The organism is Shewanella sp. HL-SH5, from assembly GCF_051163755.1.
GTDB lineage: Bacteria > Pseudomonadota > Gammaproteobacteria > Enterobacterales > Shewanellaceae > Shewanella > Shewanella glacialimarina.
In genome coordinates this window covers 3,081,781-3,105,726 of sequence record NZ_CP195038.1, presented here as the reverse complement: position 1 = coordinate 3,105,726, position 23,946 = coordinate 3,081,781, and the positions used below count along the sequence as shown (strand labels likewise).

The following is a 23,946-nucleotide window of genomic DNA, read 5'->3' as shown; positions in this document are numbered from 1 at the left end:
TCTCGCTGGATTATCTGCACTTGTAGTCAACCTTTGACGCCAATGAAAATTTAACTGAGTTTTAAAATTTAGTCTGGTTAGGGCAAACTTTTATAAAAACAAATCTTCCAACCCTGCTTTTGTTCAGTTCCGAGTTAGCTCTTGTGTTACCACAGCCATCAATGAAGCTAAATCGAAGAGATAATAATGCGGGTGCAGATGAGCCAGCGAGTATCCAAAACAGGACGTTTTGGTTAAGCCCACATGGACGTGCTGCGGCGTCTCGCTGGATCATTTGTACATGGAGTTACATTTAAACCAATTTTGTCCAAAAACGAGTTAACTCTTGTTCTGATTTAGCTTTTACTACAATCACAAATGAAGCTAAATCGAAGAAATAATAATTCGGGTGCAGATGAGCCAGCGAGTATCCAAAACAGGGCGAAGTTTCACTAAGTGAAACATTTCTGAGCGAGAGGCATGGATGCCGAACTGGCTGTTTAACATGGATGTTATTGGTTTTGTTAAGCCCACATGGATGTGCTTGTGGCGTCTCGCTGGATTATCTGCACATAAGCCTGCGGCAGGCAATAAGTACCCATGAAGTATTGGACTAGTTACGCTCACCAGAGTGATTGCAGCTTATGAATTTAGTCTGGTCAGGACAAACTTTTATAAAAACAAATATTCCAACCCGCTTTTGTTCAAAAACCAGTTAACTCCTGCTCTGCAGTCAGCAATTAACCACTTTGATTAATCTGATATGAAAAGTCTGTTTTCAGGCTTTATCAGGTGTTTTTGTATCTAAAGTAAGATTTTATGACATGCTACAGGATATAATCTCCCTCCTTTGAGCATTCGGGGTCAGTTATCGGATCGGCTCAAAATAATAAAAACATTAATTAACCCTACACCCAAGGTAACGAGTTCTATGCTAGAAAAACTATTTAAACTAAAACAAAACAATACCTCGTTAAAGCAAGAAGTGGTTGCGGGTTTAACGACCTTTTTAACCATGGCTTATATCATTTTTGTTAACCCAATGATGCTTGCAGATGCAGGGATGGATCATGGTGCAGTATTCGTCGCAACCTGTTTGGCTGCTGCAATTGGTTGTTTAATCATGGGGTTGTTAGCCAATTATCCTATCGCGCTAGCACCGGGGATGGGGCTAAATGCCTTCTTCACTTACACTGTGGTCGGTGAGATGGGATACAGTTGGGAAACCGCACTAGGCGCTGTGTTTATGTCAGGTGTCTGTTTCTTGGTGTTGTCTCTAGTCAAAATTCGTGAGTGGATTGTTAACAGTATTCCAATGTCGTTACGGTTTGGTATTGCCGCGGGTATAGGGTTGTTTTTAGCCTTAATCGGCTTAAAAAGCGCCGGCATTGTGGTGGCAAGCCCTGCTACCTTAGTGACCATGGGCGATATCACTTCGTTTCCGGCTGTGATGGCATCACTTGGGTTCTTTCTGATCATTGCTATGGTGCACCGTGGCTGGAAAGCGGCGGTTATTCTCAGCATTATGATAGTGACTGTATTAGGGTTGCTATTTGGTGATGTGCAATACAATGGCTTAGTGTCTGTACCTCCTTCTATTATGCCGACATTCATGAAAATGGATATTTCTAGCGTATTAGAAATTAGCATGATTTCAGTGATTTTTGCCTTCTTGTTTGTCGATTTATTCGATACCTCAGGCACCTTGGTTGCTGTGGCTCAACGGGGTGGTTTCTTAGATGACAAAGGCCGTTTACCACGAGTAAAACGCGCCTTAACGGCGGACAGTGTTGCCACCATTACCGGTGCCATGTTAGGTACTTCTACTACTACTAGTTATATTGAAAGTACTGCGGGTGTGAGTGCCGGTGGTCGTACAGGCTTAACCGCTGTGGTCGTCGGCATTTTATTTTTAGCGGCATTATTTATTTCGCCATTAGCGGGTATGGTGCCAGCCTACGCTACATCTGGTGCGTTATTTTATGTCGCTATTTTGATGATGTCTGGTCTTGTTAATGTTGATTGGGATGACTTAACTGAAGCAGCTCCGGTAGTGGTAACCTGTTTATTAATGCCGCTGACGTTCTCTATTGCGAATGCTATTGGTTTTGGGTTTATCTCTTATTTAGTGATAAAGCTATTAACAGGTCGATTTAAAGACTTAAATGCCGGTGTGATATTTATAGCCATTTTATTTCTGGTGAAATTTATTTACGGTTAGTGTTGTGTAAGTAGAGTGATGTTAATTAAGGGTTATGCAATGCATAGCCCTTTTTTATTGCTTATCTCGAATTAAATTCATTTAAGCCGATTCAAATGCAGCTTTATCTAGGAATTTTGTAGCGAATTGGGTATAAAAATAGCTCGTACTATTTATCAATCAAATTTGAGAGAAGCTTAAATGGGTTATCGCCGCGTGGTAGTGAAGTTAGGCACCAGTGTACTGACTTCTGGCAGCAAAAAATTAGATAAAGCACATATGGTTGAGTTGGCCAGACAAATGGCTTATTTAATGAAATCGGGTGTTGAAGTGGTGTTATGTACTTCAGGCGCTATTGCTGCGGGGCGTGAACATCTGCAATACCCCATTTTGCCCGATACCATGGCGCATAAACAGCTGCTTGCCGCGGTAGGGCAAAGCCAGTTAATTCTCGCCTGGTCACAACTGTTTAGTTTGTACGGTTTACACGTGGGGCAATTGCTGCTGACACGGGCCGATCTGCAAGACCGCGAACGCTATTTGAATGCCCGCGATACCTTAAATGCGTTACTCGATAACAATATTATTCCGATCATTAATGAGAATGATGCGGTAGCAACCAATGAAATTAAGGTCGGCGATAATGATAATTTATCGGCGCGCGCCGCATTACTTTGCGATGCTGATTTATTGATTTTGCTGACCGATCAAAAAGGTCTGTTTGATGCCGACCCACGTACTAACCCTAACGCACAATTAATAAAACAAGTGGTGAATATAGACGACAGTTTACGCTTGTTAGCGGGCGGTTCGGTTTCCGGTTTAGGCACGGGCGGTATGGCAACAAAACTTGAAGCTGCTGATATTGCCAGACGTGCGGGAATTGAGGTGGTTATCGCTTCAGGCCATCATCCTGATGTGATCAATAAAGTGGCTATGCGAGAGTCTGTAGGGACACATTTTAGTGCCATAGATACGCCACTTGAAAGCCGTAAACAGTGGATTTTGGCCGGCCCGGCTAGCCAGGGGAAACTGTATATTGATCAGGGCGCTGCTACTGCTGTTATTGAAAGTGGTCGCAGCTTATTGTCTAAAGGCATTGCTCGTATTGAAGGTGATTTTGAGCGTGGCGCAACCGTGTTAATTGTCAATGCTCAGGCAAAAGTACTGGGTAAAGGGATCAGTCGATATTGCGCCGCCGATTTACGTAAAATTTGCGGTAAGCATTCAAATGAGATCGAAGCTATTTTAGGTTATGACTATGGTGATGCCGCGGTTCATCGCAATGATATGGTGGTATTAGAAAACAAGGAAACAGTACATGTCAGCTAATCAAGCGTCAGTAAAACAAGATCAAGTTAATGAGTATCTGGTTAATTTAGGTCAGCAAGCTAAAGCCGCCAGTTTTATCCTGGCCACTTTATCGGCTAAACAAAAAAATCACCTTTTACAAACCATTAGCCAAAGCTTAGCTGAGCATGCAGAGGTTATTTTAGCCGCCAATGCTAAAGATGTTATCGCCGCTAAAGCTAATGGTTTAACTGATGCGATGATCGATCGCTTAATGCTTGATGAAGGTCGCTTAGCGGGCATTATTGGCGATATTGATAATGTGATTGCGTTAGCCGACCCAATAGGAAAAGAAGCTGCAAGTCAGTTGCTTGATAATGGATTGCGACTGACTCAGCGCAGTGTACCTTTAGGTGTGGTGGGAGTCATTTATGAAGCCCGTCCTAATGTGACTGTCGATATTGCTGTGCTTGCTTTAAAAACCGGTAATGCGGTTATTTTACGTGGTGGTAAAGAAACCATTGAATCAAATAAAGTATTGAGTGAAGTGATCCGCGGTGCATTAACTAGCTTGAACTTGCCTGAAGGCGCGGTTCAGCTAATTGATTCGCCAGAGCGGGCCATTGTTAGCGGCCTACTGCGCCTAGATAAATATGTCGATATGATCATTCCTCGCGGTGGTCATACTTTACAGCGTTTATGCGCTGAGCAGTCAAGTATTCCAGTTATTCTTGGCGGTATTGGTATTTGTCATTTATTGGTAGATAAAAGTGCTGATTTAAGTCGTGCTATAGATGTTATCGCTAACGCGAAAGTGCAACGGCCAACCGTGTGTAACGCCCTTGATACCTTATTAGTTGACCAAGCGATTGCCAGTGATTTTGTGCCTAAAATAGCAGCCCATTTACACAGTCTTGGGGTGAGGTTTTACGCTTGCGATCAAGCTCAAGGCTATTTAGAGGGGTTAGGTTTTGATGTCAGCTTTGCTGATGATGAGTCGTTTTCAACTGAGTGGTTATCATTAACCTTGGGTATTCGAGTCGTTGATAATATTGATGGGGCCATTAGCCATATTCGTCAATATTCAAGCGGGCATTCTGAAGCCATTTTAACCGACGATATTCATGCTGCCAGTTACTTTATGAATCAAGTCGATTCAGCGGCTGTGTATGTTAACGCCAGTACCCGTTTTACCGATGGTTCACAATTCGGTTTAGGCGCCGAAGTGGCAGTCAGTACCCAAAAACTGCATGCCCGTGGGCCTATGGCGTTAGATGCGTTAACTACGTATAAGTGGCTAGCGTGGGGCGATTATACCAGCCGTAAATAACTCACTTCAGTTCGGTATAAAGTATAGATGAAAAAAAGCTTACTCAATTGAGTAAGCTTTTTTATAAAGCAGTTGTTCTGTTCTAGAATGCGTAGCTTACAGACGCAAGGAAAGTGTCTTTAGTTTTGAATATACCATCATCAACAGCATAATCGCCGTCTAGATCTGTCATTAAATAAGCCAGTGACAGTCCAAACCCTGCCACTTCAGTCGATACGCCGACAGAGTAATCAGAGTAGCTATCAAAACCTTCGCCATCATCTAAAGCATCACCAAAGTTATAACCGTAATGAGCATCTAAGCTCCAGTTTTCAGTGAATTCCCAGCCGTAGTTTAGCTCCATGTAATGTAAGTCTAAATCACTGCCACCGTAATCATTGGTATACCAATAAGCTGCTCTAAAACCGCTAAAATCTACACCTACAGTGGCTTCTAAATAGTCGAGTTCACTATCACCTGGATAGTTGTAACGGTAAAGTGTGACGTCCCAGCTAGTATTGTCATCAATTTCACCGTAGTAACCGGCATAGATATCTAACTCGATATCTGGGCCATTATAACCTTCTTCATCAAAGTCGACGTTACTTGCCCATGCGCCTACGAAGAAGCCGTTTTCAGCACTCCAATCTACGCCTGCTTGCAGGGCTGGGTCGCCAGCAGTTTGTGACACTCCGCGAAAGCGATAGTCATTTGTAAGTGACACTTCACCTGAAAATTCAGCCATTACAGAACCTGAAAGTACGGAAGCAGAAAGGGTAAGGCCGGCTAATAGCGCTAGTCTGGTTTTTGTGAATGTTTTAGACACGATATCTTCTCCATTTATAGTTATATACTCAGTTTTGTAGGGCAAAACTGGTGGTGCCAACTTTACCAAAAACACATGTTTTGGTTTTATACTCCGTGGCAGGTGTTACAGGTAAATCATCATCTTAGTCTGGTATTTTTATGACCGTAGTCGGGTATTATTTGTGAATCATTTTAACATTTTTTGCAAGATATATTTTACAGGGTTAGCTATGCTAACCCTGAATCGGTGCTTATTGTGCTTCAAAGATGACATACACTTTTTTACACTGGCCAATCACCTCCCAAGTCCCAATGAAACCTGCTGGAATAACAAACTTATCGCCGACAGTAACCGTCAATTTGGCGCCATTAGCATCAGTAATTACGCTAGTGCCTTCAAGAATGTCACAGTATTCATGTTCGGTATATTGCACATTCCAACATCCAGCTTCGCTTTGCCATATGCCAACATTGAATTGCGAACAAGGACTGGCATAATGGTTTTGCACGCTCTGTAATGGGTTGCCTTGCAGTCTTTTTTCATCAGCAAGATGATATTTATCTATTCCTGCCGAAGAGGTCGCAAAGCTTTGTATATCGTTAATCAATTTAGTCATTTAAACTCACCAATTCTTAGTTCATCGTTGGCATAATAAAGGCCGAACCTTCACTAACCACAGCGGCTTTTGGCCATCTTGCGGTAATGGCTTTACGTTTAGTGTAAAAACGAACTCCATCAGGTCCATGCATATGCAGAGGGCCAAACAGTGAACGCTTCCAGCCACCAAAACTATGAAATGCCATTGGCACAGGAATAGGCACGTTAACCCCAACCATACCGACTTCAACATGGTGGCAGAAGTGTCTTGCCACTTCACCGTTTTGAGTAAAGATGGCGGTGCCATTACCAAACTCGTGTTTGTTAATCAGATTAAGCGCCTGCGCATAATCTTTTACGCGAACAATCGCTAAAACAGGGCCAAAAATTTCTTGTTGATATATGGTCATCTCTGGGGTGACGTTATCGAACAAGCACGCACCTAAAAAGTAACCCTGTTGCTGATCTTTTACCGATAAACTTCTGCCATCGGCAATCAGTGTTGCCCCTTCAGCAACGCCTTGTTCAACATAGTCGCGTACTTTTTGTAGGTGCTGAGCTGAAATTAATGGCCCCATATCCATTTCAGGCGTTAAACCGTTACCAATTTTTAGCTTTTCAATTTGAGGGAGCAGGGCTTCAACTAATTTGTCGCCGCTATTGCCAACCGCTAATACGACTGAAATGGCCATGCAGCGTTCCCCCGCACTGCCATAAGCGGCCCCCATAAGGGCTTTAACCGCTTGGTCTAAATCGGCATCTGGCATTAATAGCATATGGTTTTTAGCGCCGCCAAGGGCTTGTACGCGTTTACCGTGCGCTGATGCAGTGCTGTAAATGTATTCGGCGATGGGGGTCGAGCCGACAAAACTTATCGCTTGAACATCTGGATGAGTCAGTAGGGTATCAACGGCTTCTTTATCGCCATTTACTACGTTAAATACCCCATCAGGTAAGCCTGCTTCGGTAAGTAATTCAGCCATACGCAGCACAGAACTTGGATCTTTCTCAGATGGTTTCATGATGAAAGTATTACCGCAAGCAATGGCAATAGGGAACATCCACATCGGTACCATCACGGGAAAGTTAAACGGCGCAATACCGGCAACCACACCTAAAGACTGGTTAACTGTCCATGCATCAACGCCGCCACCCACTTGTTGGGTATGTTCGCCTTTGAGTAAATGCGGAATACCACAGGCAAATTCGACGACTTCTAGTCCGCGAACTAACTCGCCTTTAGCATCATCTAGCACTTTGCCATGTTCACGGGTAATTAACTCGGCCAGTTCGTCAATGTTTTGCTCCATTAACGCTTTGAACTTGAACAATACCCGGGCGCGATTGAGCGGGGTAACCTGTGACCAGGTTTGATACGCCTGTTTTGCTATTTGAATGGCATCGCTGACTTCTTGCTCACACGCTAATGATACATGGCCACGTAATTCACCATTAGCAGGTTCAAAAATCGGCTGTTGGCGTTTGCTTGCTTGTGTGTGCTTGCCATTGACATAATGAGATAGAGTGAGCATAAAAAACCTTTTACATTAATAGATTAAAGTGAATATTGAATTTAAATAAGTTACTGAATTAGCATTTTTTGTTGATAGCGCATGGATTGCTAGTGTTAAATTTAACTAACCTACCGCATGTATCGCATCAGTCAGGCTGTTTACCATGTCATCAATTTGAGATTTTTCGACAATTAACGGAGGTGATAAGGCTAAGATATCGCCCGTCGCCCTGATTAACGTGCCTTGTCTAAAACAGCGATCAAAAATTTCATAACCGCGCTTCCCTATGCCTTTCTCACTGGGGGAAAACTGGATCCCAGCGACGAGCCCAATATTGCGTATGTCGATAATATTAGGCAGGCCTTTTAAGCTGTGTACCGCATCTTCAAAATACTGGCTTAAGTCTTTAGCGCGCTGAAAAAGATTTTCTTGTTGGTAAATATCTAGTGTTGCTAAAGCGGATGCCGCCGCAACAGGATGGCCTGAATAGGTGTAACCATGGAAAAATTCGATCATATTGTCAGGACCTTGCATGCAAGTGTCATGAAGGGTGTTACTGACAATGACAGCACCCATTGGAATAGCGCCGTTATTAATAGCTTTAGCAGTAGTAATGATGTCGGGTGTGACCTGCCAAAATTGACTGGCAAAAGCAGCCCCTAGTCGGCCAAATCCGGTGATTACTTCATCAAAAATTAATAGAATTCCGTGCTTTTGAGTAATTTCTCGTAGACGTTTTAAATAACCCTCTGGCGGTAAAATAACCCCAGCCGATCCAGACATGGGCTCAACAATCACTGCGGCAATATTTTCTGCACCGTGTAAGGTGACAAGCTGCTCTAAAACTTCCGCTTTTTCGATACCATGTTTAGGCAGACCTCGAGAAAACGCATTATTGTGGATGTCTAAGGTATGGGGCAGGTGATCTACACCTTGCAATAACTGACCACTAAAGGTTTTACGATTATTGCCAATACCACCAACAGAAATACCGCCAAAACCGACACCGTGATAACCGAGTTCTCGGCCGATAAAGCGAGTGCGTGAAGGCTGGCCATTTGCGCGGTGATAACACAAAGCCATTTTTAAAGCGGTATCTACTGACTCAGAACCTGAATTAGTAAAAAAGACTTTATCTAGCCCAACAGGACTTAACTCTGCAATTTTGTTCGCCAGTTCAAATGCTAAAGGATGACTTACCTGAAATGAGGGGGCGTAATCCATTTGAGTTATTTGTTTGCTGACCGCTTCGGATATTTTTTTGCGCCCGTGACCGGCGTTGCAACACCATAACCCCGCAGTACCATCGAGTATGGCTTGACCATGATCGTCGGTGTAATACATTCCTTCAGCATGAGTCAATATTCTTGGATTGGCTTTAAACTGCTTATTGGCAGTAAAAGGCATCCAGTAGTTGGCCATTTCTGGTGTTGATGTTTGAGCATTCATTGATTGAGGCGACGTTTGTTGCATTACTAAATCCTTGTGCTTGAGCACTCCATATGACTCATTAGGAGGCCTTTGTATATGATCAATAAATCTACAGGTGGTCAATATTTGCTACGGTATATCAAATATAACGAACACGGAAGCGTTTTTAGTAAAAAATTAAAGTAAATTGGACATTTTTGTAAAATATATTGAAATCTTTTGCGGTTAAGCATAATTTGAAGCATCGATTACAGCGTGTAATTAAAGTTAGGTTGTTTGGCAACTTTTTTATGTAATTTAGCTAAACATGCATATATAGGATGACGAGGTAACAATGAGCTCTCCAACAAATCGTAGCGAATGGGAACAACTCGCAAAAAGTATCACTATTAATGGCAAAGCCATGATTAATGGTGAGTACCAAGCAGCGCATTCAGATGAAACATTTGATTGTATTAGCCCAATTGATGGTCGATTGTTAGCTAAAGTGGCTAGTTGTGATTATATTGACGCGAATAAAGCGGTTGCTAATGGCAAAGCTGTTTTTGAAGCCGGTACATGGTCACAATTAGCGCCAGTAAAACGTAAAGCCATTATGATCCGTTTTGCCGACTTATTAGAGCAAAATGCTGATGAGTTAGCGCTGTTAGAAACCTTAGATATGGGTAAGCCAATTCAGTTTGCTAAATCGGTTGATGTTGCGGGCGCTGCCCGTGCGATCCGCTGGTGTGGTGAAGCCATCGACAAAATTTATGATGAAATTGCCCCCACAGCCCATAATGAAATAGGCATGATTACCCGTGAGCCCGTTGGCGTTGTTGCTGCTATTGTGCCTTGGAATTTCCCAATGATTATGGCGTGCTGGAAACTAGGCCCTGCGTTAGCAACGGGCAACAGTGTCATATTAAAGCCCTCAGAAAAATCTCCGTTAACAGCAATCAAGATGGCACAACTAGCGTTAGATGCAGGTATTCCTAAAGGCGTGTTAAACGTGTTGCCAGGCTTAGGACACACTGTTGGTACAGCATTAGCTTTACATATGGATGTTGATACTTTGGTGTTCACCGGTTCAACTAAAATTGCTAAACAACTGATGATTTACGCAGGGCAATCAAACATGAAACGCGTTTGGTTAGAAGCGGGTGGCAAAAGTCCTAACATAGTATTTAATGATGCGCCGGATTTAAAAGCCGCAGCACAAGCTGCTGCATCGGCCATTGCCTTTAACCAAGGTGAAGTATGTACCGCGGGATCGCGTTTATTGGTTGAGTCAGGTATTAAAGATGAACTGATAAAATTGATCGCCGAAGAGTTAAAATCTTGGCAGCCTGGTCATCCGTTAGATCCTGAAACCGTTACTGGCGCCATGGTTGATGAACAGCAAATGAACAATGTGTTGGATTACATTAAAGCGGGTGAAGATGAAGGTGCCACCTTAGTGCAAGGTGGTAAGCAGGTTATGGCAGAAACGGGCGGCGTGTATGTGCAGCCGACTATTTTTTCTGGTGTAAATAATAAAATGACGATTGCCAGTGAAGAGATTTTTGGGCCTGTGCTGTCAGTGATTGAGTTTGACGGCATGGAACAAGCGATTGAAATTGCCAATGACACCATTTATGGTTTAGCCGCGGGTGTATGGACATCGAATCTTTCTAAAGCGCATAAAACCGCCAAAGCATTACGTAGCGGTATGGTGTGGATTAACCATTATGATGGTGGTGATATGACCGCGCCATTTGGCGGTTATAAACAGTCGGGTAATGGCCGCGATAAGTCATTACACGCATTTGATAAATATACTGAAATCAAAGCAACTTGGATTGTTTTATAATCAACGTGATAAGTCCTGAGCAAACTTAGTTGCGACAAAGCCCTATGATAATCAGTCATAGGGCTTTTTTATTAAGTGAAATTCATCAAAAAGTATCGTAAGAATATCTTAAAAGTATATTAGGATGGCATTGAACAACACACAGGAAGTGACGCTAATGCTTAAACAACGTTTTTATCTTTTAGCTACTATAACCATGGCTACATTTTTAGGATTCATTATTTGGGTCATATACTTAGCTAACACTGGTGGCAGCAGTATTTTCTTCGACATCGTCAAACATATTCCCTATGGCGATAAAGTTGGTCATTGTTTACTATTTGGGGTATTAACCTATCTAGCCAATCTCACCTTACAATTTAAGACCATTCGATTAGGTTCGTTATCGCTTTATCTTGGCAGCTGCTTAGTCGCATTATTCGTGCTGGTGGAGGAAATAAGTCAGGGTTTTATTCCCCGTCGGACATTAGACATAGCCGATTTAGCGGCTGATGGCGTAGGCATAATGGTATTTAGCTACTTTACCTGGTTAACGCATAAATATGTGCAATCTTTGTATCAAGGAGAAAATAATGAGTAATTCAACTGTTTCAACAGCCTGGTTAGTTGAGCATCTAGATGATAAGAACGTTATTTTGCTTGATGCCAGTATGGCGGTGGTATTAGGTAAAGAGCCGTTAATATATGACAGGTTAACGTGCATACCGAACGCGATTAATATGGGTCTAGAGCAAGACTTCTTTAATCACGACTCACAGATGTCCCATGCTATGCCAACCGCAGAACAATTCACCCACGCAGCACGTAAGTTAGGCATTAATCAGGACAGTACCGTGGTGATTTATGACAACCAAGGCATTTATTCTTCGCCGCGGGCCTGGTGGACTTTTAAGGTGATGGGGTTTGATAAGGTATTTGTGCTTGATGGTGGCTTACCACAATGGATGGCTGAAAACCTACCGACAGCCAATCAGTACTTAACCGCCAGCTTAGTCGGTAATGTAAAAGCTCAGCAACACACTGAGTTGGTATGTGACTCTGCTAGCTTGCTGGCTATTGTTAGTGAGTATCCAGTGGCTCAAAGTGGCTCGCTGGTGTTTGATGCCAGGGCAGCATCTCGTTTCGATGGCACAGCGCCAGAGCCTAGGGCGGGTGTACGAAGTGGCCATATACCTTGTTCGGTCAATCTGCCTTTTGCGCAGGTGCTTGATGGAATAAAATTAAAGCCTTCGACAGAGCTGCAAATGATTTTTAATCAGCTTGATGAAAATCACGCCCAGCAGCGTATTTTTAGCTGCGGTTCAGGTATTACGGCTTGTATTTTGATACTTGCATCTACGGTGGCAGGTCATCAACAGTCGATATTGTATGACGGCTCGTGGGCTGAATGGGGGGCAAGTGATCATTTACCCGTAGCGTAATACATAAGCATTTTATATAAAGATCGTAAAAATAATGTCATAAAGAAGTGAAGGCTATGTCTGATGTATTGATCGTGGTGGGTGTTACTTTACTAGCAGGGTTGGCTATGCCACTTGGTGCGGTTATCGCTCAGATGGAGCACATCAAGTCTGATTGGTTGCAACAGGAGTTTCGCCATGGCGTGATGGCCTTTGGTGGCGGTGCGCTGTTATCTGCAGTCGGTTTGGTGTTAGTGCCTGAAAGTGTTGAGGTATTATCACTCCCATTGGCAGTTCTGTTTTTTGGGCTAGGCGCTTTAGCGTTCATGTTGTTAGATATTTTACTGGTTAAAATCAATACCCCAGCCAGTCAATTAAGTGCCATGCTGGCGGATTTTATTCCTGAATCTATTGCTTTAGGCGCTGCATTGGCTACCGGCAGTAAAACGGCCTTTTTATTAGCAGCATTAATTGGATTACAAAATTTACCAGAAGGGTTTAATGCTTATCGAGAGTTAAACCAACATAATCGTTTTAAGCCTAGGTTATTGATAGGTATTTTTGCACTAATTGCTTTGTTTGGGCCTATTGCAGGCATTATTGGTTATGTTTGGTTAGCGGACCAACCTGAGGTTATTGGAGTAATAATGATATTTGCCTCAGGCGGTATTCTTTATTCAGTATTTCAAGATATTGCTCCCCAAGTAAAGTTAGAGCAACATTGGTTTCCACCCTGCGGAGCAGTACTAGGTTTTGGGCTGGGTATGGTCGGTTATATCATGACGCAATAGCCGTCTATGCTAGGTTATGGGCTGTTGATTAGGATAAATCAACAGCCCTAATTCATATTAGAAAATATCTTTAAAGCGATGATATAGCATACCTGCAGCTAACATAGGTGAGCGAAAATGTGGCCCGCCTGGGAATGTCATGTGTTTTATCTTATCAAAAATATCAAACCGTTCGGCTTGCTCAGTGATTGCTTCGGCGATGAGTTTTGCTGCCATATGAGTAGCATTGACGCCATGTCCTGAATAAGCTTGGGCATAGAAAATATTTTTAGCATCAGGCAAACGCCCTATTTGCGGCATTCTGTTAGCACCAATACCTATCATCCCCCCCATTGGTAATCAATTTTAACCCCTTTAAGTTGCGGGAATACATGTTCTAAATTGGGCCGCAGTGCTGCTTCAATATTGCTGGGATCTTTTCCTGAGTAAGTGCATAAACCGCCAAACAATAACCGATTATCAGCGGATAAATGAAAGTAGTCTAAGGCTACTCGCATATCTGCAAATGCCATATTCTTTGGAATAATCGCTTGGCATTGCGCTGCAGTTAATGGCTCTGTTGCCAGTAAGTAACTGCCTGCGGGAAGTACCTTTCCGCCGACATAATCATTCAGTTTATGACCAATGTACGCATTACCGGCCAGCACTAAAAATTGACAATTAACTTCACCTTTAGCGGTTTTAACCACTGGTTTATCGCCTTTGTATATATGTTCTGCTGGGCTGTACTCAAAAATCTGTACCCCCAATTCACGGGCAACTCTTGCTTCACCCAGCACTAAGTTCAGCGGGTGTAAGTGGCCACTGCCCATGTCGACTAACGCACCTTGATAGAAATCCGATTGGATAACGTCACTGATGTGTGCTTTATCAAGTAATTGAATATCATGCTGATAGCCCGCTTGTTTTAAGTCGGTAAACTCTTGCTCTAACTCATGCATGTGCCGAGGTTTTACGGCTAAGTCACAATAACCCATTTGTAAGTCACATTGGATGTTGTGCTGTTGTACGCGTTGCTTAACAATTTCAACCGCTTCAAAGCCCATTTGCGTGATGGCGTTGACGCCCTCAGTGCCGATGACATTGTTAAATTGGCTGGCATCATGCCCAATACCACGAATTAGCTCTCCGCCGTTGCGCCCTGACGCTCCCCAACCGATGCGTTTCGCTTCTAAAACCGCCACACTAAAGCCTTTTTGAGCCAGTTCTATTGCAGTATTAATACCCGTAAACCCCCCACCAACAATACAAACATCGACAGAGATAGATTCTGTTAGTTGTGGATGGTCGAATAGTTCTTTCGCACTGTGGAAGTAAAAAGAATCTGGGTATTTATCGCTATGGATCGGTGAGGGCTGTGACATAGCGTCTCCAATATAAAGGCTAATGATTAATGAGTTGTAGGGTCTATCTATCGGTAATTTTTAATCGACAGATTGTGCATTTTATTTAACACTGAATTAAGCTAGAATACAATTCCTTTCACGTTAGTAAATACAATGATAAATTGCTGTGACATATTCGATGTCATCTAGTGTCATTCGAAACGGCTATTATTTTTCAGGAGTCAGAAATTGGATATAGGGGCAAGCTTAAAAGCTGTTCGGAAAATGCGCGGTCTTTCCCAGCGCGAGTTAGCTAAGCGTGCAGGCGTGACCAATAGTACTATTTCAATGATTGAAAAAAACAGTGTTAGTCCTTCTATTAGTTCCTTAAAGAAGGTTCTCGCTGGGATCCCTATGTCATTGGTTGAGTTCTTTTCTATTGAGGAGGGCACTGTCGGTGAGCAAAAAGTCGTTTATCGCTCTGAAGAGTTACTCGATATTGGTACCGGTGATTTAGTTTATAAGCTTATTGGTAGAGACTTTCCAAATCGTGCAATGTCACTGATGTATGAAACTTATCCACCCAAAACAAGTACAGGTGATGAGATGCTACAACATCGTGGTGAAGAAGGGGCTTATATTCTAGAAGGTAAAATTGAACTTACCGTTGCCGATGAGACCTTTGTGCTGCATAAAGGCGATAGCTATTACTTTAATAGTGAACTGCCACATAAGTTCGCAAATCCCTTTGAAGAGCCATGCCGCTTGGTCAGTGCAACCACACCGGGTGATTTTTAGTATTTTCTGACTGATTGCAAAGTAGTGCGCATTACTTTGCAAACCTTTTAAGTCTGTTTTTGGGCTATAAATACGCTGCAATCTAATCCTGCAATGTAAATAATATTAAGCATAATATTGTTCTCTATATGAAACTTTGTTTTTAAAAAGCATCCAAATCCATATTGAAATTGATTGTGCCAAGATATTTTTATTCTGGTTTACAACTGTTTATTCCTGTTTTTACTGCGCTTGCTTGACTAGGTGATGCTGGAACTATAAAAATTTATCCAGTTGTATTATTGCTATTGCCTAGTGTTAAAATTAAGTGTAGTGTGTGAAAAAACGAACACAAATTATTAGTTAATTAAATAGATTATATATTGTGGAAATATCACAATTTTGAGTGTTTAATGATCAATACTTTCCAAGTGTTTGAAAGAAATGCTGCATATTTGCAGTTCAACAGTGTAGGTGTGATATGTCTTTGTCAAAAGTCCCAATGATTGGGGTAGTGGCATGTAATCAACAAATAGGATTACACCCATTTAATATTGTGGGTGAAAAATACCTACTCAGTGTCGTTAACGGTGCGAAAGGCTTTCCTTTAGTTATCCCCTCTTTGGGGGTAGCCGTACCCACCGCAGAATTACTTTCTCGCCTAGATGGTATTTTATTTACCGGTTCACCATCTAATGTGGAGCCACATCATTTTCAAGGCCCTGCTAGTGCAGAAGGCACTCACCATGATCCTAAGCGCGATGCGACTACATTACCCCTAATTAAAGCAGCCATAGATGCGGGCGTGCCTGTGTTCGGAATTTGTCGTGGTTTTCAAGAGATGAATGTGGTTTATGGTGGCAGCTTGCACCAAAAACTGCATGAAGTTGGCCAATTTATTGAACACAGAGAAGATAAAACGGCTCCAGTAGATGTGCAGTATGGCTTGTCACATGCTATTGATATAGTGCCTGGTGGTTTACTCCATCAAGCGTGGGGTAGTGAACAGGCTGAAGTGAATTCAGTGCATACTCAAGGCGTCGACAGATTAGGCTCGGGATTAACACCAGAGGCGCATTCGCCAGACGGGTTAGTTGAAGCATTTTCTGTAAAAGGTGCTAAGGCTTTTGCGTTAGGTGTGCAATGGCACCCAGAATGGAAAGTGCAAGATAATCAGTTTTATTCATCAATTTTTGATGCATTCGGCAATGCGTGCCGTTTGCATGCAGCTAAACGAGAGAAATAACCAATGGATAAGTTAATTACGTTCCTAAAAGATAGAAAAATTACCGAAGTTGAATGTGTTATCAGTGACATGACAGGTATCGCTCGAGGCAAAATTGCCCCAGTAGATAAGTTTATTGATGAGAAAGGCATGCGTTTACCTGAAAGCGTATTGCTGCAAACGGTGACGGGTGATTTTATCGATGACGGTATTTTCTATTCATTACTTGATAAAGCCGATATCGATTTTGTGTGTGTGCCGGATGAGAATGCAGTATTCATGCTACCTTGGACTGTAGAAGCTACCGCGCAAGTTATTCACGATTGTTATGATCGTATGGGTAATCCAATTGAATTATCACCACGTAATGTGCTTAAAAAAGTACTTAAACTTTATGAAGATAAAGGTTGGGAACCCGTTATTGCACCAGAAATGGAGTTTTATTTAACTCAACGTAGTGATGACCATGACTTACCGCTTAAGCCTCCTATTGGTCGCTCTGGCCGTCCTGAAGCTGGTCGTCAATCATTTTCAATCGACGCCGCAAATGAATTCGATCCACTGTTTGAAGATATGTACGATTGGTGTGAGCTTCAAGGTTTAGATATTGATACCCTAATCCATGAAGATGGTCCTGCGCAGATGGAGATTAACTTCAGCCATGGCAATCCATTATCATTAGCGGATCAAGTATTTATATTTAAACGTACACTTAAAGAAGCGGCATTAAAGCATAATGTGTGTGCTACTTTTATGGCTATGCCGGTTACTGATGAGCCAGGCAGTGCGATGCACATCCACCAAAGTGTGATTGATAAAAAAACCGGTAAAAACATTTTTACTAAAGAAGATGGTACTCAAAGCCAGTTGTTTTTAAATTATATTGCTGGCTTACAAACCTATATTCCTGAATTATTACCATTAATGGCACCAAGTGTTAACTCTTTCCGTCGTTTCCTTCCGGGTACTTCTGCACCTGTAAACCTAGAGTGGGGCGTAGAGAACCGCACATGTGGTCTACGTATTCCAGAATCATCACCAGAGAACCGTCGTATTGAAAACCGTATTCCAGGTGCTGATGCAAACTGTTACTTAACCATTGCAGCGAGTTTATTGGCTGGTTTCATTGGTATGGAAAAAGGCTTACGTCCTTCAAATCCTGTGACAGGTCGTTCAAATGAAAGTCGCACCAGTAACGAATACTGTTTACCGCTGACCCTAGAAGAAGCCTTGATTGCAATGCAAGAAAGTGAAGCGTGTATTGAATATTTAGGTCAGTCTTTCACCACAGGTTTTGTGGCGGTTAAGCAAGCTGAACTTGAAAACTTCCGCCGCGTAGTGAGTTCTTGGGAGCGTGAGTTCCTGTTACTGACCGTTTAGTTTTAACGGTTAAGTGAGCATCTGATTAAGTTGCGAGTTTAGTTTGTTCGCAACTTAGTTTGAACTCTTGCTAGCCACTCATAGCTAAAAAGAGTGGCTCATTACGTTCAGTCGAAGAGTTCATAATATTTTCAGATGATTACATAACAGCAGTCAGGACTGGTAAGTTGTCATTTTTGCCAGCTTAAAGGAACATGTATGACAAATTTAGCCTCTTTACAGCAAGCAGATAAAGCACATTTTATTCATCCATTTACAGACTCTAAAGCCCTTGGCGAGAAAGGCACTCGTGTGATTGAGCGCGCCGAAGGTGTCTATATATGGGATGTCCAAGGTCATAAATTATTAGACGCAATGGCAGGGCTTTGGTGTGTAAATGTGGGTTATGGCCGACAATCAATTGTCGATGCCGCTTGTCAGCAGATGCAAAAACTTCCTTTCTACAACAGCTTTTTTCAATGTACTCACCCACCAGCTATTGAGTTAGCAAAAACCATTGCCGAACTAGCCCCTAAACACATGAATAGTGTGTTCTTTACCGGTTCTGGATCTGAATCAAACGACACAAACTTACGCATGGTGCGACGCTATTGGGATTTAAAAGGTCAACCCAATAAAAAAACCATTATAAGCCGACACAATGCTTACCATGGTTCTACAGTAGCGGGTGCAAGTTTAGGCGGTATGTCTGGCATGCACGAACAAGGGGATTTACCTATCCCCAAAGTAGTGCATATCGCACAACCCTATTGGTATGCCGAAGGGGGGACTTAACGCCCGAAGCATTTGGTCTACAAGCTGCCCAAGCACTAGAAACTAAAATATTAGAGCTAGGTGAAGATAATGTTGCGGCATTTATTGCCGAACCTTTTCAAGGTGCTGGTGGCGTAATTATTCCTCCATCCACATACTGGCCTGAAATTAAACGTATTTTAGCTAAATATGACGTGTTACTTATTTTGGATGAAGTGATTAGTGGTTTTGGCAGAACGGGGCATTGGTTTGCCGCTGAATACTTTGACCTACAACCTGATTTTATTTCAATAGCAAAAGGCATGACATCTGGTTACGTGCCTATGGGTGGCGTAATAATTGCAGACCGTGTCGCGGATGTGATTAAACAGCAATGTGGTGAATTTACCCACGGTTTTACCTACTCAGGTCATCCGGTTGCTGCGGCTGCTGCATTAGAAAATATCAATATTATCAAACGAGAAAAATTAGTTGAAAAAGTGGCTACAGAAACGGCACCGTATTTTCAACAACGCTTACAACAATTAGCTGAGCATCCATTAGTGGGTGAGGTAAGAGGCTTAGGTTTGGTTGCTGCGATTGAGCTAGTGCAAGATAAAGCGAAACGCCAGCGTTTTTCAGCCAAGATTGGTGTGGGAACTTGGTGTCGAGATTTTTGTATCGAGCATGGTTTGGTGATGCGGTCAGTGGGCGATACTATGATTATTTCTCCGCCACTGGTTATTACCAAGGCAGAGATCGATGAGTTGGTTGATAAGGCTTTAATGGCCCTAAATGACACCTACACTAAATGTTTAGCCAGTAAGGCATATTGATAGCAATGATATTGACTTTAAAAGTACCTTTGCACGCTTAATAAAGCTTGTTGCATGTTTATGAATGATTAGTGGTTTTTTAAGCAACTAGATTGTTACTATCTAGTAATTAAAAAGGTTTTTGATAGAATCCAAAAAAATTATAGCATTTGCATTTTGCTGTGATGTTACCGATGCAGAAATATGATGTAGCATTGGATAATTTCCTTTTTATAAGGGAATGATAATAACGCTTTAAAAGCGAATAACTGTCAGCACAGTCCTGACCATTATCCAAGTAAGGGAGAACATATGAAGCTACTTAACAAACTGTCTACCATAGCGCTTATTTCAGCGTCGGTATTTGCCAGCACTTCGCTGCATGCTGAAGAAGTTGTCAAGATGTACAATTGGTCTGACTATATCGCAGAAGATACCTTAGCAAACTTTGAAAAAGAGACTGGCATTCGCGTTATTTATGACGTGTTCGACAGTAACGAAGTGCTAGAAGCTAAATTGCTTTCTGGTCGCAGTGGTTATGACATAGTGGTTCCATCAAATCACTTTTTGGCTAAGCAAATTAAAGCGGGTGCCTTTCAAAAGCTAGATCGTACTAAGTTGACTAACTATGCCAACTTAAAACCGGACTTAATGAAGCAGCTTGAGAAAGCCGATCCTGCTAATGAACATGCCGTACCTTACTTATGGGGCACTAATGGTATTGGCTATAACATTGATAAAGTTAAAGCTGTGTTAGGTGAAGATGCGCCATTTGATTCATTAGAGCTTATTTTTAATCCTAAATACGCAGAAAAAATCGCATCATGTGGTTTTTCAATGCTAGATTCTGCTGACGACATGCTGCCGCAAGCGCTTATTTATCTTGGTTTAGATCCAAACAGTAAAAATGCCGCTGATTATGAAAAAGCCGCTGAAGTTCTTGCCAAAGTTCGTCCGTATATCACCTACTTCCATTCATCGCGTTATATTTCAGATCTCGCTAATGGCGATATTTGTGTCGCATATGGTTTCTCTGGCGATGTATTCCAGGCTGCAGCTCGAGCAGATGAAGCGGGTAACGGTAACAAAATTGGTTATTCTATTCCTAAAGAAGGTGCCAACCTTTGGTTTGATATGTTAGCGATTCCACAAGATGCCACAAACGTTGATAACGCCCATAAGTTAATTAACTATTTATTGCGTCCTGAGGTAATAGCACCTATCAGTAACTATGTTGCTTATGCTAACCCTAATACTCCTGCACAGGCGCTAGTTGATGATGCAATCAAAAATGATCCAGCAATTTATCCACCACAAAGCGTAATCGACAAGCTGTACATTGGTGATATTCGCCCAATGAAAATTCAACGAGTTGTGACACGTGCTTGGACTAAAGTGAAATCTGGTCAGTAGTCAGATCCACATATTAGGGCAAGGTAACTTGCCCTAAATACTTAGCCCTTTCATCAATCAGATTTTAATGTTCTTTGTAACCCCAAATAATAATCAATGTTACAGAACACATACTCCAACTAGGCGGAGCAGTATCATGGAAAACACCTCGGGCGTCACTAATAAACCAACCACAAAGACGCAAGATAAAGTACTCCTTAAAATTGATCGAATTAGTAAACTATTTGATGATGTCCGCGCAGTCGACAATGTGTCACTGACCATTAATCAAGGTGAAATTTTCGCATTATTAGGTGGCTCAGGCTCAGGAAAATCAACCCTATTACGTATATTGGCCGGTTTTGAAAAGCCGACTGAAGGTCGCATTTTTCTGGACGGTGTCGATATTACCGACATGCCTCCCTATGAACGCCCTATCAATATGATGTTCCAATCCTATGCATTATTTCCACATATGACGGTAGAACAAAATATTGCCTTTGGCTTAAAACAAGACAAAATGCCCAAAGCTGATATTGCTCAACGCGTTGAGGAAATGCTCAAGTTGGTGCACATGGAAACATATGCTAAGCGTAAACCACACCAATTATCGGGTGGTCAGCGTCAACGTGTCGCCTTGGCTCGTTCATTAGCTAAAAGACCTAAACTATTACTACTTGATGAGCCTATGGGCGCATTGGACAAAAAGCTGCGTACTCAAATGCAGTTAGAAGTGGTCGATATTCTTGAAGCCGTAGGCGTGACCTGTGTCATGGTAACTCACGATCAAGAAGAGGCCATGACGATGGCAGGGCGTATTTCTATTATGAATGAAGGCTGGATTGCACAAACTGGCAGCCCAACAGACATTTATGAGGCGCCGAATAGCCGTATGGTTGCTGAGTTTATTGGCACAGTAAATTTATTTAAAGGCGATATTATTGCCGATGAAGCCGATCACGCCATTATTAAATCACACACTTTAAAACAACCTTTTTATATTGGACACGGTATTTCTACCAGTTTAGATAATAAGACTGTGATGCTTGCTGTGCGCCCTGAAAAAACCATCATTACCCGTGAACAGCCTGAAGGTGAGTATAACTGGGCCAGAGGCGTAGTACATGATATTGCCTATTTAGGTGGCGTTTCAGTCTTTTATATTAAGCTAAGAAACAAGCAAATTGTTCAGTGCTCAATGATTAACCGTGAACGCCGATCGGATCACCCAACATGGGAAGAAGAAGTCTTTATCAGTTGGGAAGACACCAGCGGGGTTGTATTGCAATCATGATGAATCCATTTAAACGCCTAAAAGGCCGACATTTGACCATGGGTATCCCTTACCTATGGTTATTGATGTTCTTTGCACTGCCTTTCGCCATTGTGTTGAAGCTGAGTTTTTCAACTGCTGCGATTGCTATTCCTCCCTACGAGGCAACCTTTAGCTTTATTGATGAGACATTATCCATCTTTTTGAATTTTGGTAACTATTTACTATTGTTACAGGATTCAATGTACTACGTTGCCTATTTAACTTCACTTAAAATGGCACTCATAGCCACCTTAGGTTGTTTGTTATTAGGCTTCCCTATGGCTTATGCCATTGCTAGAGCGCCAACCCGATTTCAACCTGTGTTATTACTGTTAGTGATGCTGCCATCATGGACATCATTTTTGATCCGTATTTATGCCTGGATGGGTATTTTAAGTAATACTGGTTTAGTGAATAACTTCTTAATCTGGCTTGGGGTGATTTCTGAGCCTATTCAAATGCTCAATACTAACTTTGCCGTGTATATTGGTATTATTTATGGCTACCTGCCATTTATGATTTTGCCCTTATATGCCACTTTAGTGAAATTGGATATGAGTTTAATTGAAGCCGCATCTGACTTAGGTTCTAGTAGTCTCAATACCTTCTGGAAAATTACGCTGCCTTTATCAATGGGGGGAGTGGTAGCAGGCTCAATGCTAGTGTTTATTCCAGCTGTTGGTGAGTTTGTTATTCCTGAGCTACTAGGTGGCCCTGATTCATTGATGATTGGTAAAGTATTGTGGCAAGAGTTCTTTAATAACCGTGATTGGCCTGTGGCTTCATCATTGGCTATTGTCATGTTAGCACTGTTAATTGTGCCAATTACCTTGTTCCATCGCTATCAGTCACGTGATATGGAGAACGATGCATGAAAAACTTAAGTTTCTCTAAAATCATGTTGTGGTTCGGCTTACTTTTTCTGTATGCCCCGATGCTTATTTTGGTTATTTATTCTTTTAATGAATCAAAACTGGTCACGGTTTGGAGCGGGTTTTCACCAAAATGGTACGGTGAACTGTTTCAAGATGAGCAGATTTTAAGTGCCGTGTGGGTGAGTTTACGTATCGCATTTTACAGTGCAACTATGGCGGTCATTATTGGCACTATGGCGGCGTTTGTCATGACACGTTTTCGTCGCTCATGGGCTAAATTAACCTTATCTAACATGATCACCGCACCATTGGTTATGCCTGAAGTCATTACCGGTTTATCTTTACTGTTACTGTTTGTGCAAATGGCTGATACTTTTGGTTGGCCAACTGAACGCGGAATGCTAACAGTGTGGATAGCACACTCAACATTTTGTGCCGCTTACGTAGCCGTTGTGGTGTCGTCAAGATTGCGCGAGCTAGACAGATCAATTGAAGAAGCCGCGATGGATTTAGGGGCTACGCCACTAAAAACCTTCTTCTTGATTACGGTTCCTATGATATCGCCAGCGTTAATTGCTGGTTGGTTATTATCATTTAGTTTGTCATTAGATGACTTAGTGATAGCCAGCTTTGCTTCTGGTCCGGGTTCTACAACCTTGCCTATGGTGGTGTTTTCATCAGTGCGCTTAGGGGTGTCGCCTAAGATTAATGCGTTAGCGACCATCATTATTTTTGCAGTGTCTCTTGTTGCATTCCTGTCCTGGTACTTTACTCGACGGGCAGAAAAGAAAGCGCAAAAAGCGATGGAGTCATAGGGTATTACCTTGAAATAATAGAAGCGCGTCATGATGATATTTCGATTCATCAACGCGCTTTTTTATTATCTATAATAAGTCATCACTCGAGTCTTAATCTGGATTAAACGTCTTTAATTGGCTCTCGAGTAATTGATCTTTGATG

Annotated in this window: 20 protein-coding genes and 1 pseudogene; 16 read left to right on the top strand and 5 right to left on the bottom strand. The window is 42.1% G+C overall.

What is annotated here, in order from left to right; genetic code table 11:
- The first annotated feature begins 910 nt into the window (after nt 1-910).
- The 3 genes from ACRWQM_RS13570 (at nt 911) to ACRWQM_RS13560 (ending at nt 4,799) form a co-directional block, all read left to right on the top strand.
- Entirely contained in the window at nt 911-2,200 is a 1,290-nt protein-coding gene (locus tag ACRWQM_RS13570) for an NCS2 family permease (protein ID WP_434928504.1), read from the top strand.
- Between the two features lie 180 nt (nt 2,201-2,380).
- Complete coding sequence (gene proB / locus ACRWQM_RS13565; RefSeq protein ID WP_434930313.1) at nt 2,381-3,511, top strand: glutamate 5-kinase; 1,131 nt, start codon at nt 2,381-2,383, stop codon at nt 3,509-3,511.
- Nucleotides 3,501-4,799, top strand: a complete 1,299-nt coding sequence (locus ACRWQM_RS13560) for a glutamate-5-semialdehyde dehydrogenase (RefSeq protein ID WP_434930312.1) — start codon at nt 3,501-3,503, stop codon at nt 4,797-4,799. The genes proB and ACRWQM_RS13560 overlap by 11 nt, the downstream gene beginning before the upstream one ends.
- Nucleotides 4,800-4,881: 82 nt before the next feature.
- Here the strand turns inward: ACRWQM_RS13560 and ACRWQM_RS13555 are convergent, their stop codons facing one another.
- The 4 genes from ACRWQM_RS13555 to ACRWQM_RS13540 form a co-directional block, all read right to left on the bottom strand.
- Nucleotides 4,882-5,604: a TorF family putative porin gene (locus ACRWQM_RS13555; protein ID WP_434930311.1), complete on the bottom strand. Its 723-nt coding sequence runs from the start codon at nt 5,602-5,604 to the stop codon at nt 4,882-4,884.
- Between the two features lie 232 nt (nt 5,605-5,836).
- Complete coding sequence (locus ACRWQM_RS13550; protein ID WP_434928508.1) at nt 5,837-6,202, bottom strand: cupin domain-containing protein; 366 nt, start codon at nt 6,200-6,202, stop codon at nt 5,837-5,839.
- Nucleotides 6,203-6,218: 16 nt separating this feature from the next.
- The gene (locus ACRWQM_RS13545; protein WP_434928509.1) at nt 6,219-7,715 is read right to left on the bottom strand and encodes a CoA-acylating methylmalonate-semialdehyde dehydrogenase; all 1,497 of its coding nucleotides are present in this window, start codon (nt 7,713-7,715) and stop codon (nt 6,219-6,221) included.
- A 105-nt stretch (nt 7,716-7,820) separates the two neighbouring features.
- Nucleotides 7,821-9,170, bottom strand: coding sequence for an aspartate aminotransferase family protein (locus ACRWQM_RS13540; protein ID WP_434930310.1), 1,350 nt, complete (start codon nt 9,168-9,170; stop codon nt 7,821-7,823).
- 292 nt (nt 9,171-9,462) lie between these two features.
- Between ACRWQM_RS13540 and ACRWQM_RS13535 the strand changes: the two genes are divergently transcribed.
- The 4 genes from ACRWQM_RS13535 (at nt 9,463) to ACRWQM_RS13520 (ending at nt 13,150) form a co-directional block, all read left to right on the top strand.
- Nucleotides 9,463-10,959 carry an aldehyde dehydrogenase gene (locus ACRWQM_RS13535; protein ID WP_434930309.1) on the top strand — a complete coding sequence of 499 codons (1,497 nt, stop codon included), beginning with the start codon at nt 9,463-9,465 and terminating at the stop codon, nt 10,957-10,959.
- Between the two features lie 130 nt (nt 10,960-11,089).
- Nucleotides 11,090-11,539, top strand: coding sequence for a VanZ family protein (locus ACRWQM_RS13530; RefSeq protein WP_434928512.1), 450 nt, complete (start codon nt 11,090-11,092; stop codon nt 11,537-11,539).
- Nucleotides 11,532-12,380, top strand: a complete 849-nt coding sequence (locus ACRWQM_RS13525; RefSeq protein WP_434930308.1) for a sulfurtransferase — start codon at nt 11,532-11,534, stop codon at nt 12,378-12,380. The genes ACRWQM_RS13530 and ACRWQM_RS13525 overlap by 8 nt, the downstream gene beginning before the upstream one ends.
- Nucleotides 12,381-12,436: 56 nt before the next feature.
- Nucleotides 12,437-13,150 carry a ZIP family metal transporter gene (locus ACRWQM_RS13520; RefSeq protein WP_434928514.1) on the top strand — a complete coding sequence of 238 codons (714 nt, stop codon included), beginning with the start codon at nt 12,437-12,439 and terminating at the stop codon, nt 13,148-13,150.
- Nucleotides 13,151-13,207: 57 nt separating this feature from the next.
- Here ACRWQM_RS13520 and ACRWQM_RS13515 read toward each other — a convergent pair.
- Nucleotides 13,208-14,514: pseudogene (locus tag ACRWQM_RS13515) on the bottom strand (NAD(P)/FAD-dependent oxidoreductase).
- A gap of 210 nt (nt 14,515-14,724) precedes the next feature.
- On the opposite strand from ACRWQM_RS13515, the gene ACRWQM_RS13510 reads away from it, so the two are divergent.
- The 9 genes from ACRWQM_RS13510 (at nt 14,725) to ACRWQM_RS13470 (ending at nt 23,801) form a co-directional block, all read left to right on the top strand.
- Nucleotides 14,725-15,273: a cupin domain-containing protein gene (locus ACRWQM_RS13510; RefSeq protein WP_434928516.1), complete on the top strand. Its 549-nt coding sequence runs from the start codon at nt 14,725-14,727 to the stop codon at nt 15,271-15,273.
- A 460-nt stretch (nt 15,274-15,733) separates the two neighbouring features.
- Entirely contained in the window at nt 15,734-16,498 is a 765-nt protein-coding gene (locus ACRWQM_RS13505) for a gamma-glutamyl-gamma-aminobutyrate hydrolase family protein (protein WP_434928517.1), read from the top strand.
- Between the two features lie 3 nt (nt 16,499-16,501).
- The gene (locus ACRWQM_RS13500) at nt 16,502-17,857 is read left to right on the top strand and encodes a glutamine synthetase family protein (RefSeq protein WP_226410773.1); all 1,356 of its coding nucleotides are present in this window, start codon (nt 16,502-16,504) and stop codon (nt 17,855-17,857) included.
- A 198-nt stretch (nt 17,858-18,055) separates the two neighbouring features.
- Complete coding sequence (locus ACRWQM_RS13495; RefSeq protein ID WP_434930307.1) at nt 18,056-18,631, top strand: aminotransferase class III-fold pyridoxal phosphate-dependent enzyme; 576 nt, start codon at nt 18,056-18,058, stop codon at nt 18,629-18,631.
- On the top strand, nt 18,607-19,425 hold the full coding sequence (locus ACRWQM_RS13490) for an aminotransferase class III-fold pyridoxal phosphate-dependent enzyme (RefSeq protein WP_434930306.1): 819 nt from the start codon (nt 18,607-18,609) through the stop codon (nt 19,423-19,425). Before ACRWQM_RS13495 ends, ACRWQM_RS13490 begins: the two co-directional genes overlap by 25 nt.
- Nucleotides 19,426-19,716: 291 nt before the next feature.
- A complete protein-coding gene (locus tag ACRWQM_RS13485) occupies nt 19,717-20,817 on the top strand; it encodes a polyamine ABC transporter substrate-binding protein (protein ID WP_434928520.1) in 1,101 nt (366 codons plus the stop codon).
- Between the two features lie 136 nt (nt 20,818-20,953).
- On the top strand, nt 20,954-22,090 hold the full coding sequence (gene potA / locus ACRWQM_RS13480) for a polyamine ABC transporter ATP-binding protein (RefSeq protein ID WP_434928521.1): 1,137 nt from the start codon (nt 20,954-20,956) through the stop codon (nt 22,088-22,090).
- Complete coding sequence (locus ACRWQM_RS13475; protein ID WP_404830062.1) at nt 22,090-22,986, top strand: ABC transporter permease subunit; 897 nt, start codon at nt 22,090-22,092, stop codon at nt 22,984-22,986. The genes potA and ACRWQM_RS13475 overlap by 1 nt, the downstream gene beginning before the upstream one ends.
- Nucleotides 22,983-23,801 (top strand): ABC transporter permease subunit, encoded by an 819-nt coding sequence (locus ACRWQM_RS13470; protein ID WP_434928523.1) that lies wholly within the window; start codon nt 22,983-22,985, stop codon nt 23,799-23,801. Before ACRWQM_RS13475 ends, ACRWQM_RS13470 begins: the two co-directional genes overlap by 4 nt.
- Nucleotides 23,802-23,946 lie beyond the last annotated feature (145 nt).

What these genes read in the sequence shown, in the direction of transcription:
- ACRWQM_RS13570 (WP_434928504.1), top strand. Translation starts at nt 911, where the DNA reads ATGCTAGAAAAACTATTTAAACTAAAACAAAACAATACCTCGTTAAAG.
- proB (WP_434930313.1), top strand. Translation starts at nt 2,381, where the DNA reads ATGGGTTATCGCCGCGTGGTAGTGAAGTTAGGCACCAGTGTACTGACT.
- ACRWQM_RS13560 (WP_434930312.1), top strand. Translation starts at nt 3,501, where the DNA reads ATGTCAGCTAATCAAGCGTCAGTAAAACAAGATCAAGTTAATGAGTAT.
- ACRWQM_RS13550 (WP_434928508.1), bottom strand. Translation starts at nt 6,202, where the DNA reads ATGACTAAATTGATTAACGATATACAAAGCTTTGCGACCTCTTCGGCA.
- ACRWQM_RS13545 (WP_434928509.1), bottom strand. Translation starts at nt 7,715, where the DNA reads ATGCTCACTCTATCTCATTATGTCAATGGCAAGCACACACAAGCAAGC.
- ACRWQM_RS13540 (WP_434930310.1), bottom strand. Translation starts at nt 9,170, where the DNA reads ATGCAACAAACGTCGCCTCAATCAATGAATGCTCAAACATCAACACCA.
- ACRWQM_RS13535 (WP_434930309.1), top strand. Translation starts at nt 9,463, where the DNA reads ATGAGCTCTCCAACAAATCGTAGCGAATGGGAACAACTCGCAAAAAGT.
- ACRWQM_RS13525 (WP_434930308.1), top strand. Translation starts at nt 11,532, where the DNA reads ATGAGTAATTCAACTGTTTCAACAGCCTGGTTAGTTGAGCATCTAGAT.
- ACRWQM_RS13520 (WP_434928514.1), top strand. Translation starts at nt 12,437, where the DNA reads ATGTCTGATGTATTGATCGTGGTGGGTGTTACTTTACTAGCAGGGTTG.
- ACRWQM_RS13505 (WP_434928517.1), top strand. Translation starts at nt 15,734, where the DNA reads ATGTCTTTGTCAAAAGTCCCAATGATTGGGGTAGTGGCATGTAATCAA.
- ACRWQM_RS13500 (WP_226410773.1), top strand. Translation starts at nt 16,502, where the DNA reads ATGGATAAGTTAATTACGTTCCTAAAAGATAGAAAAATTACCGAAGTT.
- ACRWQM_RS13495 (WP_434930307.1), top strand. Translation starts at nt 18,056, where the DNA reads ATGACAAATTTAGCCTCTTTACAGCAAGCAGATAAAGCACATTTTATT.
- ACRWQM_RS13485 (WP_434928520.1), top strand. Translation starts at nt 19,717, where the DNA reads ATGAAGCTACTTAACAAACTGTCTACCATAGCGCTTATTTCAGCGTCG.
- potA (WP_434928521.1), top strand. Translation starts at nt 20,954, where the DNA reads ATGGAAAACACCTCGGGCGTCACTAATAAACCAACCACAAAGACGCAA.
- ACRWQM_RS13475 (WP_404830062.1), top strand. Translation starts at nt 22,090, where the DNA reads ATGAATCCATTTAAACGCCTAAAAGGCCGACATTTGACCATGGGTATC.
- ACRWQM_RS13470 (WP_434928523.1), top strand. Translation starts at nt 22,983, where the DNA reads ATGAAAAACTTAAGTTTCTCTAAAATCATGTTGTGGTTCGGCTTACTT.